This is a genomic window from Streptomyces sp. NPDC020958 (assembly GCF_055562175.1).
This window is the reverse complement of sequence record NZ_JBVHFU010000007.1, coordinates 22,062-37,790: the sequence shown is the minus strand read 5'-3', so window position 1 is coordinate 37,790 and position 15,729 is coordinate 22,062. Positions and strand designations below refer to the sequence as shown.

The window sequence follows — 15,729 nt, the reverse complement described above, 5'->3', positions numbered from 1 at the left end:
AGCGTCAGTGGCAAGACGCCGACGGATGCAAATCAAGGACGCGTTCAAGGACTGATTGACTTCCGTGGGCGCCTTGCAGACGCCATGAGGGATTACCTGGTGGGCGGGGCTGTGATCAGGTCCATGCCCGGGTAGCGGCCGGTGACGAAGCCCGCGGCTTCGTACACCGGCTTTCCGGCCTCGCTGGCGTGCAGTTGGACGTAGTGGATGCCTGCTCCGTCGAGCCAGCCGACCAGTTCGTCCACGATGCGGCGTGCGTGGCCGCGGCCGCGGGCCGGGGCGTCGGTGACGATGCCGTCGAGGTAGCCGCGGCGCCCGTCGGGCCAGCGCGGACCGGGCAGATGGTAGGTGACCCAGGCCATACCGCAGGCATGGAGGGTCCCGCCGGGGTCGCCGCCGACGACGAGGCAGACGTAGTCGTAGGGCCCTTTTCCGGGCTGATCAACCCCTCGGGGCCGAAGCTCAGTTGGCGACGGTGAACCGCCGCCGGCGGTGGGCGGGCCGCTCAGCTTTGTCGATCAGGGCGACCGCGTAGTCCTCGGCGGAGATGGCGTCACCCGCAGGGGAGTCGCCGCCGAGCCGGTACGACCCGGTCCGCTCGCCGGGCTGGATGACCGGGGGCGGTGACAGGAAGGTCCACTCGACGCCCTCGGGCTGGGCCCGCAGCATGTCGAGGGCCTCGGCGACGATGAGCGCCCAGGGCTTGTGGGTGTCCGGGACGCCGGGCATGTAGACCAGCCGCACCCATCGGCCACCAGCGACCCGGCGCCGCCCACGACGATCAGCGGGGTGCCGCCGGAGGCGTCGGCCAGGTTCCGCGTGTGGTCGATGAACTCGCGCAGGTTCCCGCTTTCGCGGTTCGACCCGAAGTTCGGCCCGATCGCCGATACGACGACGTCGGCGTTGGCGGCGACGGTCTTGGCCAGGTCGGCGTTGCCCGCGTTACCGCGTAGGGCCATGACGCCCTCCGGCAGGCTGCCGCCGGACCGGGTGATGCCGGTGACCTCGTGGCCGCGCGCCAGCGCCTCGGCCACCACCCGGCTTCCGATCATGCCGGTTGCCCCGTAGACCGCGATCTTCATGGTCTCTCAACTCCTTCGCCGCGAGTAGGCGGCGAAACTATCCATTGAGCCCTCCGCACCTGGCAGGGTGGGCGGCCCGGCGGCGCTCAGGCCCAGGGAGCGGGCGGGTTTGAGTCGGTGGAGGCGCCCGTGACGTCGAGGTCGACGGAGAGCCGGGCCCGCTCGTGCCTCCTACCGGAAGATCTGCCGCTGTGCGGCGGGTTCGTGACTTTCCCGCCGTCGGGGGGTGAAGGCCCGCAAGGATGAGACGACGCGAAGCGGCGGACACCGCCGTCACCCTCGTCGCCGGACTGTCCCGGTGGTCGACGGACTTCCTCTGCCAGTGACCCCCGGCCGCACCCTGAACGCGCAAGAGCAAGAGGAGATGCGTGAGTAACCACGACACCCCACTGCCGCCCCACGTCCCGGGCATCGCCGAAATGCAACTCCGGGCGGCGAGCGGGCACTTTGCCGACGAAGCAGCGATCTTCATCCTGCAACCCCACACCCTGCAGGTCCGCGATGCCCAGGATCAGGTCGAGATCCCCGACGCCGTCGAGTACCTGGTACGACGCACGGGTGGACAGCAGCTCACTATGACGTCCCTCTTCACCCCGCAGCGCACCCCGGGCTGGAGCGCCGAGCTGCGACTGCCCGACGAGGCCCTTGTGATCCGTTTCCCGGACACGAGCTACCTCTACGACGGCTCCATGCCGTCGCAGTCCACGTGGCAGCGCGCTGTCGCCGCCACCGGTGACGTCGTCGTCATCACCGGGCCGATGGCCGACGTGGACTGCATCGACCCCGCGATCCATGCCGGGCTCACCAGCTACGTGCGCGTACCGCTGTCGATCGAGCGCTGACAGCCCAGGCCAAGGCTGTGCCGACGACGGGGATGCGGTTGCCGACGACGCGGCCTGTAGCCTTCAGGGCAGTTCCCACGCCTGGAGCCAGCCGCTGCAGGTGGAGACGAACATCGTGTGGCCCTCGACGGCCGGCTGCCCGCCGCCCTCTTCGCTCCACCGCTCCAACTGCTGTGCCAGGGTTCGGCGGGTGCCCGGGTCCCAGCTGTGCAGGACTCCGGTACGGTCAGCCGCCCAGATGCGATCGCCCGCCACGAACGGCGCGGCGGTGAAGGCGCCGCTCACGCTCTTGCGCCACAACTCGCCACCCGAGGAGGGATCGAGGACCACCAGCCGCCCCGGGGCGAAAGAAGCGATACAGACGCCGTCGTCGGTGACCAGGGGAGCCGTAGTGATGCTCCGGGAGGCCTGAACGTCCCACCGCAGGCGTCCACCCTCTGCATCCCAGGCCAGCGCTCGGCCGCACCGGGTTGTCAGATGAACCGCCGTACCCGCATGCACCGGTGCTGTTGCCGCTTCGCCGGTCAGTTCGTGGCGCCACAGCAGCCCTCCGCTGATGCGGTCCAGGGCGACGATCTCCCGCTTGTGATCCGGTGTGTCGACAACGGCGGTGAGGACCTGGTCGCCGGCACTCCAGTGCGCGATGGCGCACGAGCCGCTTGGCCAGCACCACACCGTACGCCCGCTCCTTGCCTCGAAGGCAGCAAGAACCTGCTGCTCGCCCGCGGCTGCCGACGGGGCCTGCAGCAGCGCGAACACCGTGCCGCCATGAGCTTGGGGCGCTGCCGCGACCTGCAGGCGGTTCCCGGCGTACGACCACAGCACCGCCTTGGAGGCGACGTCGTAGGCGCTCAGCCCCGTCGCGGGGTGCGCGGCGAACAGCACCCCGTCCGACACCGCGGCCAGGCCGTCCTGCATGCGCAGGCGTAGCGGCGCGCTGCGCTGACCGGTGTGCAGATCCCGGGCCCGGGCATGGCCCAGAGGGTCGGAGGCGAAGCACGCCCTACCGGCGACCACCGCTCTGTGCCCGCCGCCGCCCTTCTTGCCCCAGCGTTGGTCGCCGGAGTCGACATCGAAGGCGAGCGTCCAGCAGCCGTCGACCACCACCACGGTGCCGTCGTCCACTTGGGGCTGGTGGGCCGTCCCGGACAGCAGACGTGCCTTCCACCGCAGCTTGGCGCGTGCAGGGCGCCGGCTCGGCCGTGACGTTCGCGTCGCTGGCCGGGCGGGCGCAGCAGCGGCGGGGGAGGGCAGGTACGCCGGGGCGAAGCAGTCCAGTCCCTGGAGGTCAGCGTGCAGCCGGGACAGATCCACCACCGCGCCGCCGGGAGCATAGGCGCCCACTTGCTCCGCGAGATGGGCGAACAGGGCGTGCGCCGCGTCGTTGCTGCGCTGCGGCGTCACGTCCCGCAGGCGTTCGACACTGTAGGTCCGGTCCGTGCAGTCGGCGCCTTCCAGGCGCATCTCGGTCAGACGCAGGACCGACAGCAGCCGCCAGGTCTCCCGCGCCGCCTGCGCCGACCACTCGGGGATCAGGGAGGCGACGATCGCCTCCAGCTGGGTCAGCCGGTTGCGCACCGCTGCCTGCAAGCTCCCCGGACGGCGCAGCCGGTCCTGAAACTCCGTCCAGCTGCCTGAGGCCGAAGCCATCTCGGCCAACGCCTTGAGCTGCTGAGCGGGAACACAGGAGGGCACCACGGCCAGAGCGAGCTTCCAGCGGCCGCTGTCCACCAGCGCCCGCCTGGTACACGCGACGTGCAGGAAGTCGGCGATGAGCTTGACGGAGTCCGCCTCGCTCGGTACCAGCTTCGGCTTTCTGCGCACCCCGATGGACAGCACAACTTCTGTCTTGTTGGGTGCCGTTCCGACCACAACGATGTCGTCCACACGGCTGACGGAACGCGCCTGAAAACGGATCCGGACCGGTGTCACGGCGTCCCCCAGGCCAGGCACCGGCGTCCCGGTCAGCAGATGTGACAACAGCACCGCTCCATAGCGCTGCTCCAGGATGGTCCCGCCACCCCCGGTGGAGTAGGGGCTGGCGCCGGCCGGACCCGGCGAACCGTCCTGCTGCAATGCGCCGCGCTGAACGGGCAACGCGGCCGGAGCGCCGATACTGCGACGGTAGGACACGTCCCTCCCCAGGGTGATCCGTGACAGCCGGCGCACGCCGGGCCGGCCAAGGGGGAGTGACCCAACACGCGCGCACGCGCCCCGGTGCGTGAGTCCATCGGAGTGTCGCGCCTTGGGCGCACTGCCCCCTCTGGGCAACGCGCCATCGCACAGTCGGTTACCGGCTCTTTGGTACCGACGGCCCCTGGCCGGGGCTCGGGCGCCCGCCGATACCGGCGGCTCGGCTGGTGCTTCCGCTTCTCCACCGGCCCGCAGGGGTACGGACGCCGCGCCGTGGGGCCGCCGGACGACCCCCTAGCGGCGGCGGAGCGGGCAGACAGCGTGAAGCGCGAAAGGGCGGAATGAGCGACGGCCGGCGACATCGACCTCCTCGAAGAGACCGATCCCTTTGGCCTGTCCGAACGTGTGTCCGGAGTTCATTCGGGCTGCGGCTCCTCATTGTTCACTGGATGAACACTGTCGTTGTGCGGGCCGAACGGCCTTCCGATACTTGCGTCGCAGTGTCGGCCACGGGTCAGCGGCCGACCGTCTCAAGGGGATGCCGACGTGATCATCCAGGACGAAGAGCAGCTCACTGCCGCGGTACTTGCCGAGACGGAGCGGGCCGGCGACCCGCGAGTCAAGGAGATCGTCCAGGCACTGGTGCGCCACCTGCACGATTTCGCTCGCGAAGTGCGGCTGACGGAGAAGGAGTTCGACACCTCCATCAACATCGTGACCAGGCTTGGCCAACTCACCACGCCCAGCCACAACGAGGTGAGGCTGATGGCGGGCTCGCTGGGCCTGTCGACGCTGGTCGCCCTGATGAACAACGGCAGCGAGGACGAGCCGACCTCGGCGAACCTGCTCGGTCCGTTCTGGCGCCAGGGCAGCCCGGTGATGAAGAACGGCGAGTCGATCGTCCGCTCGCCGACCGAGGGGCCGCCGCTGTTCTTCACCGGCCGGATCGTCGACACCGATGGAACGCCGGTCGCCGGCGCGGAAGTCGACGTCTGGCACGCGTCACCGGCAGGTCTCTATGAGAACCAGGATCCCGGGCAGGCCGAGTGGAACCTGCGCGGCAAGTTCTTCAGCGATGAGGAAGGCGTGTTCGCCTTCCGCAGTATCAAGCCTTCCGGTTATCCGATACCGATCGACGGGCCGGTGGGAGATCTCCTGACCGCGCTGGAACGCCATCCCTTCCGGCCGGCGCATCTCCATGCGCTGATCCACAAGCCCGGTTACAAGACGATCGCGTCCCAGCTCTACAGCCACGACGACCCGATCCTGGAGACCGACGCGCAGTTCGGCGTCGTACAGAGCCTGGTCGGCACGTACGTGCGCCACGAGAACGAGCCAGCGCCCGGCACTGACGTGACCGAGCCCTGGTACAGCCTCGAGTTCACTTTCGTCGTCGAGCCGGGTGAGGCATGGCTGCCGACCCCGCCCGTGTCGGGCAAGCGCGGCACCACGCCGGACGACGTGTGACCCGACTGCGCCGTCGCCGGGCGGGGGCGGCGCTGTGCCGCCGTACGCCGTGCGACTGCACTCCGTACCCCGAGAGGAACCCCGTTGATCACCGAAGCAGAACGTCGCGCGGCCGCAGTTGCTCTCATGCGGGCAGACGGTGAGCGTCAGCCGATCACCCAGCTCAGCCGGACTTACCCCGATCTGGAGATCGCCGACGCCTACGCCATCCAGCAGCTCTGGGCGGCGGAGCGGGTGGCGGCCGGTGCACGGCTCGTCGGGCACAAGATCGGACTGACGTCCCGCGCCATGCAGATGGCCTCGCAGATGACGGAGCCCGACTACGGCTTTCTCACCGACGACATGCTCGTCAACGACGGCGCCTGTCTCGACGCGAGCCGCTACATGAAGCCCCGACTGGAGGTCGAGCTGGCGTTCGTGCTCGGCGCCGACCTGCATGGGCCGAACCTGCGCGTCCACGACGTCCTGCGGGCGACGGAGTACGTCGTTCCCGCACTGGAGGTCATCGACTACCGCACCGAGGTGCCCCGCGCGATCACCGACACCATCGCGGACAACGCCGCCGCCGCGGCGATGGTCGTCGGCGGCCGGGTTGTGCGCCCGATGGACGTCGATGTGCGCTGGGTGGCCGCGACGTTGGCGAAGAACGGGGTGATCGAGGAGTCCGGCGTCTCGGCCGCCGTCATGGGACACCCGGCGGCAGGCATCGCCTGGCTCGGGAACAAGCTCGCCGCGGTCGGCGAGCACCTCCAAGCCGGTCAGCTGTTGCTGTCGGGCTCGTTCACCCGGCCCGTCCCGGTCGAAGCGAACACCGTCATCCACGCCGACTTCGGCCCGTTGGGCTCGATCGGGGTGTCGTTCCGGTGACCGTGCACCACCCGATCGGCACGTCGCGGCCCGCACCGGGCCAGTGGCCCCTGCCGCCGAACGTATTCAAAGCGGGGCTTGCCCGAGGCGAGCAGATGATCGGCCTGTGGTGCTCGCTGGCCGATGCCTACCCGGCCGAGATCGTCGCCGGTGCCGGCTTCGACTGGCTGCTTCTCGACACCGAACACTCGCACGCCGATGTCGCGACCGTGCTCGCACAGCTCCAGGCGGTCGCCCCCTACCCCTGCTCACCCGTGGTGCGTCCTGCGGTCAACGATCCCGTCCTGATCAAGCGGCTCCTGGACGTCGGCGCGCAGTCGTTGCTGATTCCCCAGGTGGAGTCGGCCGAGGAAGCGCGCGCCGCGGTCGCCGCCACCCGTTACGCCCCCGCGGGCGTCCGTGGCGTGGCCGGCTTGACCAGGGCCACCCGGTTCGGCCGGGTCAAGGACTACGCCACGCGCGCCCACAGCGAACTGTGCGTGCTCGTCCAGGTCGAGTCGCACCACGCTCTGAGAGAGATCGAGCAGATCGCGTCCGTCGACGGCGTGGACGGCATCTTCATCGGCCCCGGCGACCTGGCCGCCAGCCTCGGCCACCCCGGGGACCTGAACGCTCCGGCGGTCATCTCGGCGGTGGAGGAGGCGATCGGGCGGGTACGTGCGGCTCGCAGACCGGCCGGCGTGCTGACGACCGACCCCACGTTCGCGCGCCGGTGCATCGACCTCGGGACCACGTTCACCGCCGTCGGTGTGGACGTAGGCCTGCTGGCGCGCGGTGCCGACGCCGTCGCCCGGAGTTTCACACAACAGGTCACGGCGACAGCTGCGCCGGTCGCCGCGAACCAGGATCTGGTGTGAAGTGCCGCGTCGCGCCCGGGGCGCATGCGCGTGACGGAGAACGGCCGGCCGTCCGGGCGGAGCGTTCCGCGGAGCGTGCCCCGTCCTGGGATGCCTGGGACGTGCCGTCCAGGGCGCGATGTTCACGAGGTCTCGCGGGTGCCTTCGCGCTGGATGCCCGACTGCTCGATGACCCGGGGTCATGGGTCGGCGTGCAGGATTTCCTGGGCGGCCGCCGTCTGTGGATGAACGTCCGGTCAGCGTGAGGGGTCTGTGCGGTGGACGCCGTCGCCGTGGTCGGGGGCGATGGTGTGCAGGATGCGCTGGCCGATGTGGCCGAGCTGCCTGACCTGCGCTTTGGTCAAGGGGTCGAACACCAGCCGGCGCACTTCCGCCACGTGGCCCGGAGCAGCGCTGACGATCTTGGCGTACCCCTCGTCGGTCAGGGTGGCCAGGGTGTAGCGGCCGTCGGCCGGATCGGGGCGGCGGTGGACGTAGCCCTTGCGTTCGAGGCGTGCCACGACCTGGGACAGACGGGAGAGGGAGCCCTCGGCGTACGCGGCGAGCGCGCTCATGCGCAGTTCACGCTGCGGAGACTCCGACAGCGCCGCCATCACCCCGTACTCGAAGTGCGTCAGCCCTTCGCCGCGCAGTTGCGTGTCGAGTGCCTGTTCCAGGCGTCGCATGATGCCGATCAGGCCGAGCCAGGCGCGACGCTCCTCCTCGTCAAGCCAGCGGGGCGCCTCGTCGGCCGGGGTGTTCGTCATGCCCTCCACTGTACCGACGCTTCATGCTTGAAGTGAACCCGCCCCGCGATCACTTGAAGGTTGAAGTCATTGCCGCTACTTTTGACTTAAATCTTGAAGTGACTGCCCGGGGTTCCGAGCAGCGTCGCAACCTTGAGGAGTCCCTCTGTGAAGCTGCTCGTACTCGGCGCCACCGGTGCTACCGGACGCCTCGTCGTCGACCAGGCACTGGCCGCGGGCCACACCGTGCGGGCGCTCGTCCGCTCACCCGGCAAGCTGAATGCGCGGCCCGGCCTCGACGTCGTCGCCGGTCAGGCCACCGACCCCGGTGACGTCACGCAGGCCATGACGGGCGTCGGCGCGGTGATCAGCACGCTCGGCGCCACCGGCGGAACCGTCATCACCGACGCCACGCGGGCCGTCATCTCCGGTGCCGCCACCACCGGTGTCAGCCGGTTCGTGGAGCTGTCCTCCTTCGCCGTGCTGCGCGAGCGCCTGAGTGCACCCGCCAAGCTCATGGCCGGCACCGCCATGGCCGCCATGGTCAAGGACAAGGCCGCCGCGGAGGACTCGCTGCGCGCCAGCGATCTCGACTACACGCTCGTCCATGCAGTCCGCCTCACCAACGGCCCCGCCACCGGCACCACCGAGCAACTGCCCGAGTCGGCTACCTTGCGCATGGCCGACACCATCAGCCGCGCCGACGTCGCCGCCTGGATGCTCACCGCCCTCACCAACCCCACCACCAGCCGCCGCTCTGTCGTCATCGCCGGCTGACCACAGCCGCAGCCTGAACCGACCCACGCCCTGCACCGCCCTCACCCGATCCGGAGAAACATCATGAGTGGACAGCTCGCTACCCGCCCGGCCCGCCCCGGCGGCCTCGTCGTCGCCGGCGGCCTGATCGGCACCGCTGTCGTCGCCGTCGCCCTCAACGCCATCGTCGCCGCGATAGCCCACGCTGCGGGTGCCTCCCACGATTTCCAACCCCTGCAGCTCTCCGCCTACGCGCCCCTCACCGTCATCGGCGTCCTGGCCGGCGCCGTCGGCTGGGCGATCGTCCGCGCCCGCTCGGCACGCCCCTCCCGGCTGCTGCGCATCCTCGTGGTCGTCGTCGTCATCCTCAGCCTGATCCCGGACATCATGGTCGGCGTCTCCGACAGCAGGCCCGGCACCAGCTGGGGTGCCGTCGTCGCCCTGATGGTCATGCACGTCGTGGTCGCCGCCGTCGCCGTCCCCGCGTACCACCCCCTTCTCCCTCTCCCCGCCGCCCAGGACTGACCTCATGCGTCCCGCCCGGACGGGCGCGGCTTCACCCCTTCATGTCCCACTTTCCGCGCAGCCGCAGCTGCACCCTTTCGAGAAAAGTGCGATGACCTCCATGGAAAACTCCACCACGGCCTCCGCCGCAACCCACCTGAAGAAGCGCTCCACGCGTGTGGCGGTGATCGCCGCGGCGGCCGTCCTCGCCTCGGCACCGTATGCCTCCGCGGCGACACAACAGGCGTCCTCCAAGCCGGTCGTCACCGACGTGAGAACGCTCGCCGCACTGGACTTCACCGCCGGCGAATCCCCGGAGAACATCACTGTCGGCCCGGACAACTCGCTGACCGTCTCCACGCTGGGCGGGCACACCGCGGCGGGCGAGCGCCCGGCACTGTTGCGGATCGACCCGTCCGGGCACAGCACGGTGCTCGTGGCCGGGCAACCGGGCGACGCGTTCAGCGGCATCACGCGCGGCCGCGACGGCACCACCTACTACAACGTCGCCTCTGACGACGACTCCCGGGCCGGTGTGTGGAAGCTGCCCCCGGGTGGCACCCCGCGCCGCATAGCCGCCCTGCCCACCGACGGACTCGCCAACGGCCTGGCCCTCGACCCCGCCGGGCGCACCCTGTACGTGGCCGACAGCAGCAAGGGCACCGTATGGGCCGTCCCGGCCTCCGGCGGGAAGGCGACCGCCTGGCTGACCGATCCCGCCCTTGCGCCCGACCCGTCCGTTCCGTTCGGCGCGAACGGGCTCCGCTTCCACCGGGGCGCCGTCTGGGTCTCCAACAGCGCGCACGGCACTCTGCTGCGGATCCCGGTCACCGCCGCCGGCGCCCCCGGCCGCATCCACACCGTGACCGGCGGCCTCACCAGCGTCGACGACTTCACCTTCCTCAACGACCGCTCCGACGTGGTGTTCGCCGCACAGAACGGCCTCAACCAGGTCGCGGTCGTCCATCCCGACGGGACCAAGGAAACCGTCCTGACCGCCTCGGACGGCCTCGCCTCACCCACCTCCATCGCGCTACGCGGAGACCGGATCTACATCACCGACGCCGGTTTCGCCGAGCCCCACGACGCGAAAGTGCAGCGCGGAACGATCAACCCCGCCGCCCTGAACTGCGGTCCGGCCGCCTGAACACGCCACCGCTGGCGGCGTGTTAGTGACGGCGTTCACTGTCAACTCGGTGGACGCCGTCACCGCTGTCATCCGCCGCCGAGGTGAGACCCTCCGAAGTCACCCGGCCGGCGGGCCTGTCGCGCGCCCTCTGGCCGGTCCGGAACGGGAAGGCTGCGATGAATCGGCCCGGCAGGGGCACCGCTTCACGAAGGTCTCCGCTGCTGCGCCGGACTTTCCGGGTACTCCCACACGTGACGGCCCCCGGAGATTCCGGCGGCGGTCGGCGCGAGCCGGGACAGGGCGCTGCCGATGCCGTAGTAGCGCAGCTGGTGTCTCAGGCGTTCCAGGGATCGGTTCGCAGATGGCGGTCGAAGAAGCGCTCGATCAGCGCGGGGGTCAGCCGCACGGAGTGCTCGGTGTCCGCAGTGCGGGAGGAGAGCAGGGTGGCCGTCATGGGGTTCAGTTCCCAGCCGCCGGTGTTGAGCAGGCCGTGGTCGGCGCCGTGCACCAGCAGCAGGTGGGACTCGGCGCCCGCGGCGGCCAGGGCGTTGTGGAGGCGGCGGCTCTGTGCCGGGCCGATGAGGAGGTCGGCGTCGCCGTGCAGCAGGAGCACGGGTGGCACCCGCGCGTGGACCTGCCGGGCCGGGCTGGCCTCGACCGCGGCGGCGGCCCTGTCCGAGGGAGGGCCACCCAGCAGACCCCAGGCCGGATCGGAGGCGTCCACGCCCAGCATCCCGCCGGGTAGCGCGTCCTCATCGAGACGGAGCAGGTCGGTCGGGGGATAGCCCGCCACCACCGCGCCTACGCCGGACGCCGCGGGGGAGCCGTCGGTGTCGGTGGCGAAGGCCGCGAGCAGCGCGAGGTGGGCGCCGGACGAACTGCCCCACAGGCCGACCGACGCCGGGTCCAGGCCGTGCGTGTCCGAGAGGTCGTGCAGGTGGCGCAACGCGGCCTGGACGTCGTGCAGTTGCGCGGGCCAGAGGGCGGCCTGGGAGGAGCGGTACTCGATGTCCGCCATGGCGTATCCGCGTTCGGCGAAGAGCCGGGGCAAGCGGGGCCCGTAGCCGCGGCGTTGGTGGCGCCAGCCGCCGCCCGCCAGCCACACGATCAGGGGAGTGGGGGCCGTCGTGGACGGCGGGAGATACAGATCCATCCGTAGGTCCGCGCCCGGTGCCGAGCCGTATGCGATGTCGCGCACCACCCGGACGGGAGTCGGGTCGACCCTCTCGGGCGGGAGCGGTGCCCGGCTGAGCCCTTCCATGAAGCGGCCCATGACCGCGGCGTTGTTCGCCGACACGGCCGTCAGGTCAAGGGCGAGCGACTGCTGCGGGGTCTCACTGGTCACCGGCTCGTCCTGTCCTGGTCACGGCGAGGAGGGGGAGGGTACGGCGCTTGTGTTCGCGGTGTTCGTCGAGCCGTTGCCGGTAGTGCGGTGCGAGCTTCTCCGGGGTCCAGTCGAAGTCGTCCGCAAGCCGCACGTCCACCGCGGACACACCGGTCAGAGCCGTGAGCCGGACCTGGGCCTCGGCCGCGAAGGAGCCGATGAGCACACAGCTCGGCTCGGTCACGCCGACGGTGACCGCGACGCGCTGACCGCCGGTGCCGTCGTCCTGCACGTGAATATCACCGACGAGTCCCATGTCGTCGAGGCCGGCGGGGACTCCCGCGGTGATGCTGCACGGATCGAGTATCTCGTTGAGTGCCGCGCGGACCTGGGTTTCCGTGACTGTCATCGGGCACCGGCCAGGGCGTCGTCGGCCGGGGCGACCCGTCCGCCCCAGGGCTCTTTGAGTTCGGTGGTGTCGAACTCGTCGCCGCGGATGCGCTCGCGGAGGTTGTTCTCGTCGATGCCGTGCATTCGCAGGAAGTTGCGGCCGAGGATGTCGGCCTTGATCTCGTTGGTGAGGTCGGGCAGCCCGTACTCCTCGATCAGGTCACGGGGCATCTCGAAGTTCCAGAACGCCTCGATCGCCGGCCGGGGGTGGACCGCGTCGCAGCCGGTCGCCCAGATGATCCGTTCGGCGGCACCGGCCTGCAGGAAGGCGCCCAACGCCTGGGCGAAGCGGCGGGGTGCGTAGACCGCCATGAAGGACGTGGCCTCCAGGTTGACCCATACGTTGCGGAAGGACTCCAGCTGGAGGGCCGTCTCCTCGACGAAGGCCATGCCGCCGTGGACGACCTCGAAGGTGAGGTCGGGGAAGGCCAGCGCGGCTGCCTCGACGTCGCCCATCCCGAGGGCGGAGGTCGGCCCCGGCCCCACCGGGAGCGCCTTGTGGATGGCCACGACCTTCAGGCCGTGCTGCCGGGCCCGCTCGAACAGCGGGAAACAGATCTCCGGGTCACCCATGTCCAGCGCGGTCACCCGGCCCTCGACGACATCGATCGGATAGAGCTTGAGCGCGTTGACCCGGTGCTTCTCCACCAGCTCGTCCACCCGGTCCAGGGCGCCGGGGCGCAGCGGGGACACCGCGCCGTAGATCAGCACGCGCTCGGGCCACTTCTCGCGCATCTCCAGCCCGACGCCCAGCGCCGAGCCCCCGTCCCGGAAGTGGCCGTAGATAGGCGTCTCGTGGTACGCGATCACATCGGTCTGGCTCTCCGCGAGCAGGGCCCGGCCGATGATGTCCGCGCCCGCACCCTGCATGTAGGTGGAGCGCTCCAGGGTGTACGCGGGGCCGCTGACCCGCTTGTGCAGGCCGTAGAGGTGTTCGCCGATGGCCGCCCCGCTGTGCGGGTTGACGCAGTTCTCGGGCCGGAAATTGTAGTTGTGGGCCACGCCCTCGACGACGAGGAAGTCATCGATCACGGTCGTTCTCCTTCACGTGCCGGGGACATCCCGGGAGTTGTGGGTGCAGCGGGGAGCACGGCCGCTTGGCCGAGCAGGTTCCCCAGGCCCTCCAGGGCGCGGCAGGCGAGTCGTTCGTCGGTCTCGGCGTCGGCACCGCCGACGCCGACGGCGCCGATGACCTCGCCGTCGTCCACGGTGATGGGCACACCGCCCGGCACCGGCAGGAGCTCGGCGTCGACCAGGTGCACGGGCGCGTGCGCCATCGCGGGGGACGCGGCGAGAGCGGCGAACTTCGAGGTCGGCAGGCCGGTGACGGCGGCGGTGTAGGCCTTGCGGCGCGCGGTCTCGATCCCGATGCGCCCCACTGCGTCGTCGCTGAGCAGCACCTTGATGACGCCGCTGCGGTTGACGACCGCCACGCAGACGCGCGCGCCCTCGGCCCGGGCCGCCTCCAGCGCGGCCTCGGCCGCCCCGTGAGCGACGGTGTACGACAGGGCTTCCCTCATTCCGCGCTCCTCTCCTGAAGCGCGGCACCGGAGGCCGCCGGGATTCCCCGGATCAGGTCCGACGCCTTCTCGGCGACGGCGATGACGGTGGCGTTGATGTTCGCGCCGGGCACGCTCGGCAGCACCGACGCGTCGACGACGCGCAGTCCGTCGACGCCGCGCACCCGCAGCTCGGGGTCGACGACGGCCGCCTCGGAGGTGCCGATGGCGCACGTGCCGCAGGCGTGGTTGGCGGAGTAGCCGGTCTCCCGGAAGTAGCGCTCGAAGTCCTGGTCGGTGCGCACGTCGGGGCCCGGCGCGAGCTCCGCCCGGATCATCGGGGCGACCTCGGGGCTGCGCAGGACGGCCAGCGTGGTGCGCACGGTCTCCCGCAGCGCGGCGACGTCCTCCGGCTCGGTGAGCAGGTTGAACGTGATCCGCGGCGGGGCGGCCGGGTCTGCTGAGCCCAGCCGTACCTCGCCGCGGCTGCGGGGGGTCGCGACGGCGTTGAGGGCCACGCAGTGACGGTTCTTCAGCGGCCGTATGCCGGGGAACCAGGGCCGGGCGTCGAAGCCACCGCCCAGGATGCCGAGGAACCCGTCGGGACGGTCGAGGTCGGGACGGGTTCGGACGTAGGCGGACAGGAACTCGGGCATTCCGGCCAGCGGGCCGCTCCCGGCCAGCAGCCAGCGGACCGCGCCCAGGACCGCCCGGTCGGCACGCAGGTGCTCGTGGAAGGTCACCGGGTCCTTGACGTCGAACAGCACGGGCGCTGCCGGGTGGTCCTGCAGGTTGGCGCCGACCCCGGGAAGGTCCAGCGCCGTATCGACACCCAGCCCGCGCAGCTGGTCCGCCGGACCGATGCCCGAACGCATCAGCAGTTGCGGTGAGTTGTAGGTGCCGGCGCACAGCACCACCTCACGGGCGGCGCGGATCACCCGACTGCGTCCGCCCTTGACGACGCGGACACCGCTCGCACGCCCTCGCTCCAGTACGACCTTGTCCACCAGCACGCCGGTGAGCAGGGTGAGGTTCGGCCGCTGCCGCAGGACGGGGCGCAGGTAGGCGGCGGCGGTGCTGTGGCGGCGGCCGCGGCGGATGGCGGTCTCGTTCTGCCCGGCTCCGGTGGGATCCCCGCTCTGGGTGTCGTCGGGGAACTCGATGCCGAGCGATCGGGCGGCGCTGTCCAGACGCCGGCCGAAAGGACCTCGCCGGACAGTGGTCGACACGGTGACGGGCCCGTACCCGCCGTGGTGCTCGGTCTCCCCGCGCCAGCTGCTCTCCGAGCGGCGGAAGTACGGCAGCAGGTCGTCCCAGCCCCAGCCGGTCGCACCGGACTTGACCCAGTCGTCGTAGTCGAGGCGGTGTGCGCGGACATGGGTCGAGCCGTTGATCGATCCGGTGCCGCCGACCAGCCGGCCGCGCGGGACGGGGATCCGCCGGCCGTTCAGGCCCGGCTCGGGCTCCGACTCGTAACCCCAGCTGATGTCCTTGCGTTTCGACAGCAGTCCGACCCCGAGGGGCAGCCGCACCAGCAGGCCGCGATCCGCGGACGGGCCGGCCTCGATCAGCAGTACCCGTGTCCCGGGGTCCGCGGACAGGCGCGCGGCGAGGACGCACCCGGCCGTCCCCGCGCCGACGACGACGTAGTCGTATTCGGTGCCGCGCCCGGCGCTCATGCGGAGGCTCCGGTGGGGGGTCGGGACATCTCGCTCTCCTTCGGCTCTGGACGAACGCACGCTTAAGGAGCTGCGGAAAATCGCGGGGGAGGCGGTCGCCGGCTCGGCACGTTCTCAGGTGTGGGCCCGAGGTGCTGGCTCGGTCCGCGAGCGGCTCGTCACCTCGGTGCCGCACCACCGTAACAAGGCGTCCGGCGATCCGACAGAGGTCTGCAAGTAATTCATCAAACGAGGTCAGAGCCATTGACAGTTTTTCATCAGACCCGTACAACGGCATGAACGCCCTGTGGGCGCCAACCGCTCGCCGCGCCCGTCCGAGCGTGCCGCAAGAGCCGCCGCACGCACCTGGGACGACGCCTCGCGACCGTACGAAACGGCCTCGACCGCGGGTTGTCCGAGCCTTCGAACGGCCCTC

16 protein-coding genes and 1 pseudogene are annotated in these 15,729 nt (G+C 70.7%); 7 read left to right on the top strand and 10 right to left on the bottom strand.

Annotation, left to right across the window (positions count from 1 at the left end):
- Positions 1-92 precede the first annotated feature (92 nt).
- The 3 genes and pseudogenes from ACZ3KP_RS21650 to ACZ3KP_RS21640 form a co-directional block, all read right to left on the bottom strand.
- Entirely contained in the window at positions 93-509 is a 417-nt protein-coding gene (locus ACZ3KP_RS21650) for a GNAT family N-acetyltransferase (RefSeq protein ID WP_467501525.1), read from the bottom strand.
- Positions 463-744 carry an NAD(P)-dependent oxidoreductase gene (locus ACZ3KP_RS21645; protein ID WP_467501541.1) on the bottom strand — a complete coding sequence of 94 codons (282 nt, stop codon included), beginning with the start codon at positions 742-744 and terminating at the stop codon, positions 463-465. The genes ACZ3KP_RS21650 and ACZ3KP_RS21645 overlap by 47 nt, the downstream gene beginning before the upstream one ends.
- Before the next feature lie 29 nt (positions 745-773).
- Positions 774-1,082 (bottom strand): annotated as a pseudogene (locus ACZ3KP_RS21640) (NAD(P)-dependent oxidoreductase); the annotation flags it as partial.
- 368 nt (positions 1,083-1,450) lie between these two features.
- Between ACZ3KP_RS21640 and ACZ3KP_RS21635 the strand changes: the two are divergent.
- Positions 1,451-1,924, top strand: a complete 474-nt coding sequence (locus tag ACZ3KP_RS21635) for a hypothetical protein (RefSeq protein WP_120049502.1) — start codon at positions 1,451-1,453, stop codon at positions 1,922-1,924.
- A 63-nt stretch (positions 1,925-1,987) separates the two neighbouring features.
- Here ACZ3KP_RS21635 and ACZ3KP_RS21630 read toward each other — a convergent pair whose 3' ends face one another.
- Positions 1,988-3,811 (bottom strand): PQQ-binding-like beta-propeller repeat protein, encoded by a 1,824-nt coding sequence (locus ACZ3KP_RS21630; protein WP_467501300.1) that lies wholly within the window; start codon positions 3,809-3,811, stop codon positions 1,988-1,990.
- Positions 3,812-4,603: 792 nt separating this feature from the next.
- On the opposite strand from ACZ3KP_RS21630, the gene ACZ3KP_RS21625 reads away from it, so the two are divergent.
- From ACZ3KP_RS21625 to ACZ3KP_RS21615, 3 genes are all read left to right on the top strand, one after another.
- On the top strand, positions 4,604-5,524 hold the full coding sequence (locus ACZ3KP_RS21625) for a dioxygenase family protein (protein WP_120049499.1): 921 nt from the start codon (positions 4,604-4,606) through the stop codon (positions 5,522-5,524).
- Positions 5,525-5,650: 126 nt separating this feature from the next.
- Positions 5,651-6,391 (top strand): fumarylacetoacetate hydrolase family protein, encoded by a 741-nt coding sequence (locus ACZ3KP_RS21620; RefSeq protein ID WP_246090764.1) that lies wholly within the window; start codon positions 5,651-5,653, stop codon positions 6,389-6,391.
- 95 nt (positions 6,392-6,486) lie between these two features.
- The gene (locus tag ACZ3KP_RS21615; protein ID WP_120049497.1) at positions 6,487-7,248 is read left to right on the top strand and encodes an aldolase/citrate lyase family protein; all 762 of its coding nucleotides are present in this window, start codon (positions 6,487-6,489) and stop codon (positions 7,246-7,248) included.
- Positions 7,249-7,484: 236 nt separating this feature from the next.
- Here the strand turns inward: ACZ3KP_RS21615 and ACZ3KP_RS21610 are convergent, their stop codons facing one another.
- Positions 7,485-7,994, bottom strand: coding sequence for a MarR family winged helix-turn-helix transcriptional regulator (locus tag ACZ3KP_RS21610; protein ID WP_467501299.1), 510 nt, complete (start codon positions 7,992-7,994; stop codon positions 7,485-7,487).
- A 147-nt stretch (positions 7,995-8,141) separates the two neighbouring features.
- Here ACZ3KP_RS21610 and ACZ3KP_RS21605 point away from each other — a divergent pair, with 147 nt between their 5' ends.
- From ACZ3KP_RS21605 to ACZ3KP_RS21595, 3 genes are all read left to right on the top strand, one after another.
- The gene (locus ACZ3KP_RS21605) at positions 8,142-8,750 is read left to right on the top strand and encodes an NAD(P)-dependent oxidoreductase (RefSeq protein ID WP_162951928.1); all 609 of its coding nucleotides are present in this window, start codon (positions 8,142-8,144) and stop codon (positions 8,748-8,750) included.
- Between the two features lie 63 nt (positions 8,751-8,813).
- Positions 8,814-9,254 (top strand): DUF6069 family protein, encoded by a 441-nt coding sequence (locus ACZ3KP_RS21600; RefSeq protein WP_120049495.1) that lies wholly within the window; start codon positions 8,814-8,816, stop codon positions 9,252-9,254.
- Positions 9,255-9,345: 91 nt separating this feature from the next.
- A complete protein-coding gene (locus ACZ3KP_RS21595; protein ID WP_467501298.1) occupies positions 9,346-10,380 on the top strand; it encodes an SMP-30/gluconolactonase/LRE family protein in 1,035 nt (344 codons plus the stop codon).
- A 316-nt stretch (positions 10,381-10,696) separates the two neighbouring features.
- Here ACZ3KP_RS21595 and ACZ3KP_RS21590 read toward each other — a convergent pair whose 3' ends face one another.
- Genes ACZ3KP_RS21590 through ACZ3KP_RS21570 form a run of 5 tightly spaced genes read right to left on the bottom strand, consistent with a single transcriptional unit; the run spans position 10,697 to position 15,314 of the window.
- Positions 10,697-11,707 carry an alpha/beta hydrolase gene (locus tag ACZ3KP_RS21590; RefSeq protein ID WP_246090760.1) on the bottom strand — a complete coding sequence of 337 codons (1,011 nt, stop codon included), beginning with the start codon at positions 11,705-11,707 and terminating at the stop codon, positions 10,697-10,699.
- Complete coding sequence (locus ACZ3KP_RS21585; RefSeq protein WP_359814620.1) at positions 11,697-12,095, bottom strand: metal-sulfur cluster assembly factor; 399 nt, start codon at positions 12,093-12,095, stop codon at positions 11,697-11,699. Before ACZ3KP_RS21585 ends, ACZ3KP_RS21590 begins: the two co-directional genes overlap by 11 nt.
- Entirely contained in the window at positions 12,092-13,168 is a 1,077-nt protein-coding gene (locus ACZ3KP_RS21580; protein ID WP_467501297.1) for an amidohydrolase family protein, read from the bottom strand. The genes ACZ3KP_RS21585 and ACZ3KP_RS21580 overlap by 4 nt, the downstream gene beginning before the upstream one ends.
- A complete protein-coding gene (locus ACZ3KP_RS21575) occupies positions 13,165-13,656 on the bottom strand; it encodes a GlcG/HbpS family heme-binding protein (RefSeq protein WP_467501296.1) in 492 nt (163 codons plus the stop codon). The genes ACZ3KP_RS21580 and ACZ3KP_RS21575 overlap by 4 nt, the downstream gene beginning before the upstream one ends.
- Complete coding sequence (locus ACZ3KP_RS21570) at positions 13,653-15,314, bottom strand: GMC family oxidoreductase (RefSeq protein WP_467501295.1); 1,662 nt, start codon at positions 15,312-15,314, stop codon at positions 13,653-13,655. Before ACZ3KP_RS21570 ends, ACZ3KP_RS21575 begins: the two co-directional genes overlap by 4 nt.
- Positions 15,315-15,729: the final 415 nt, after the last annotated feature.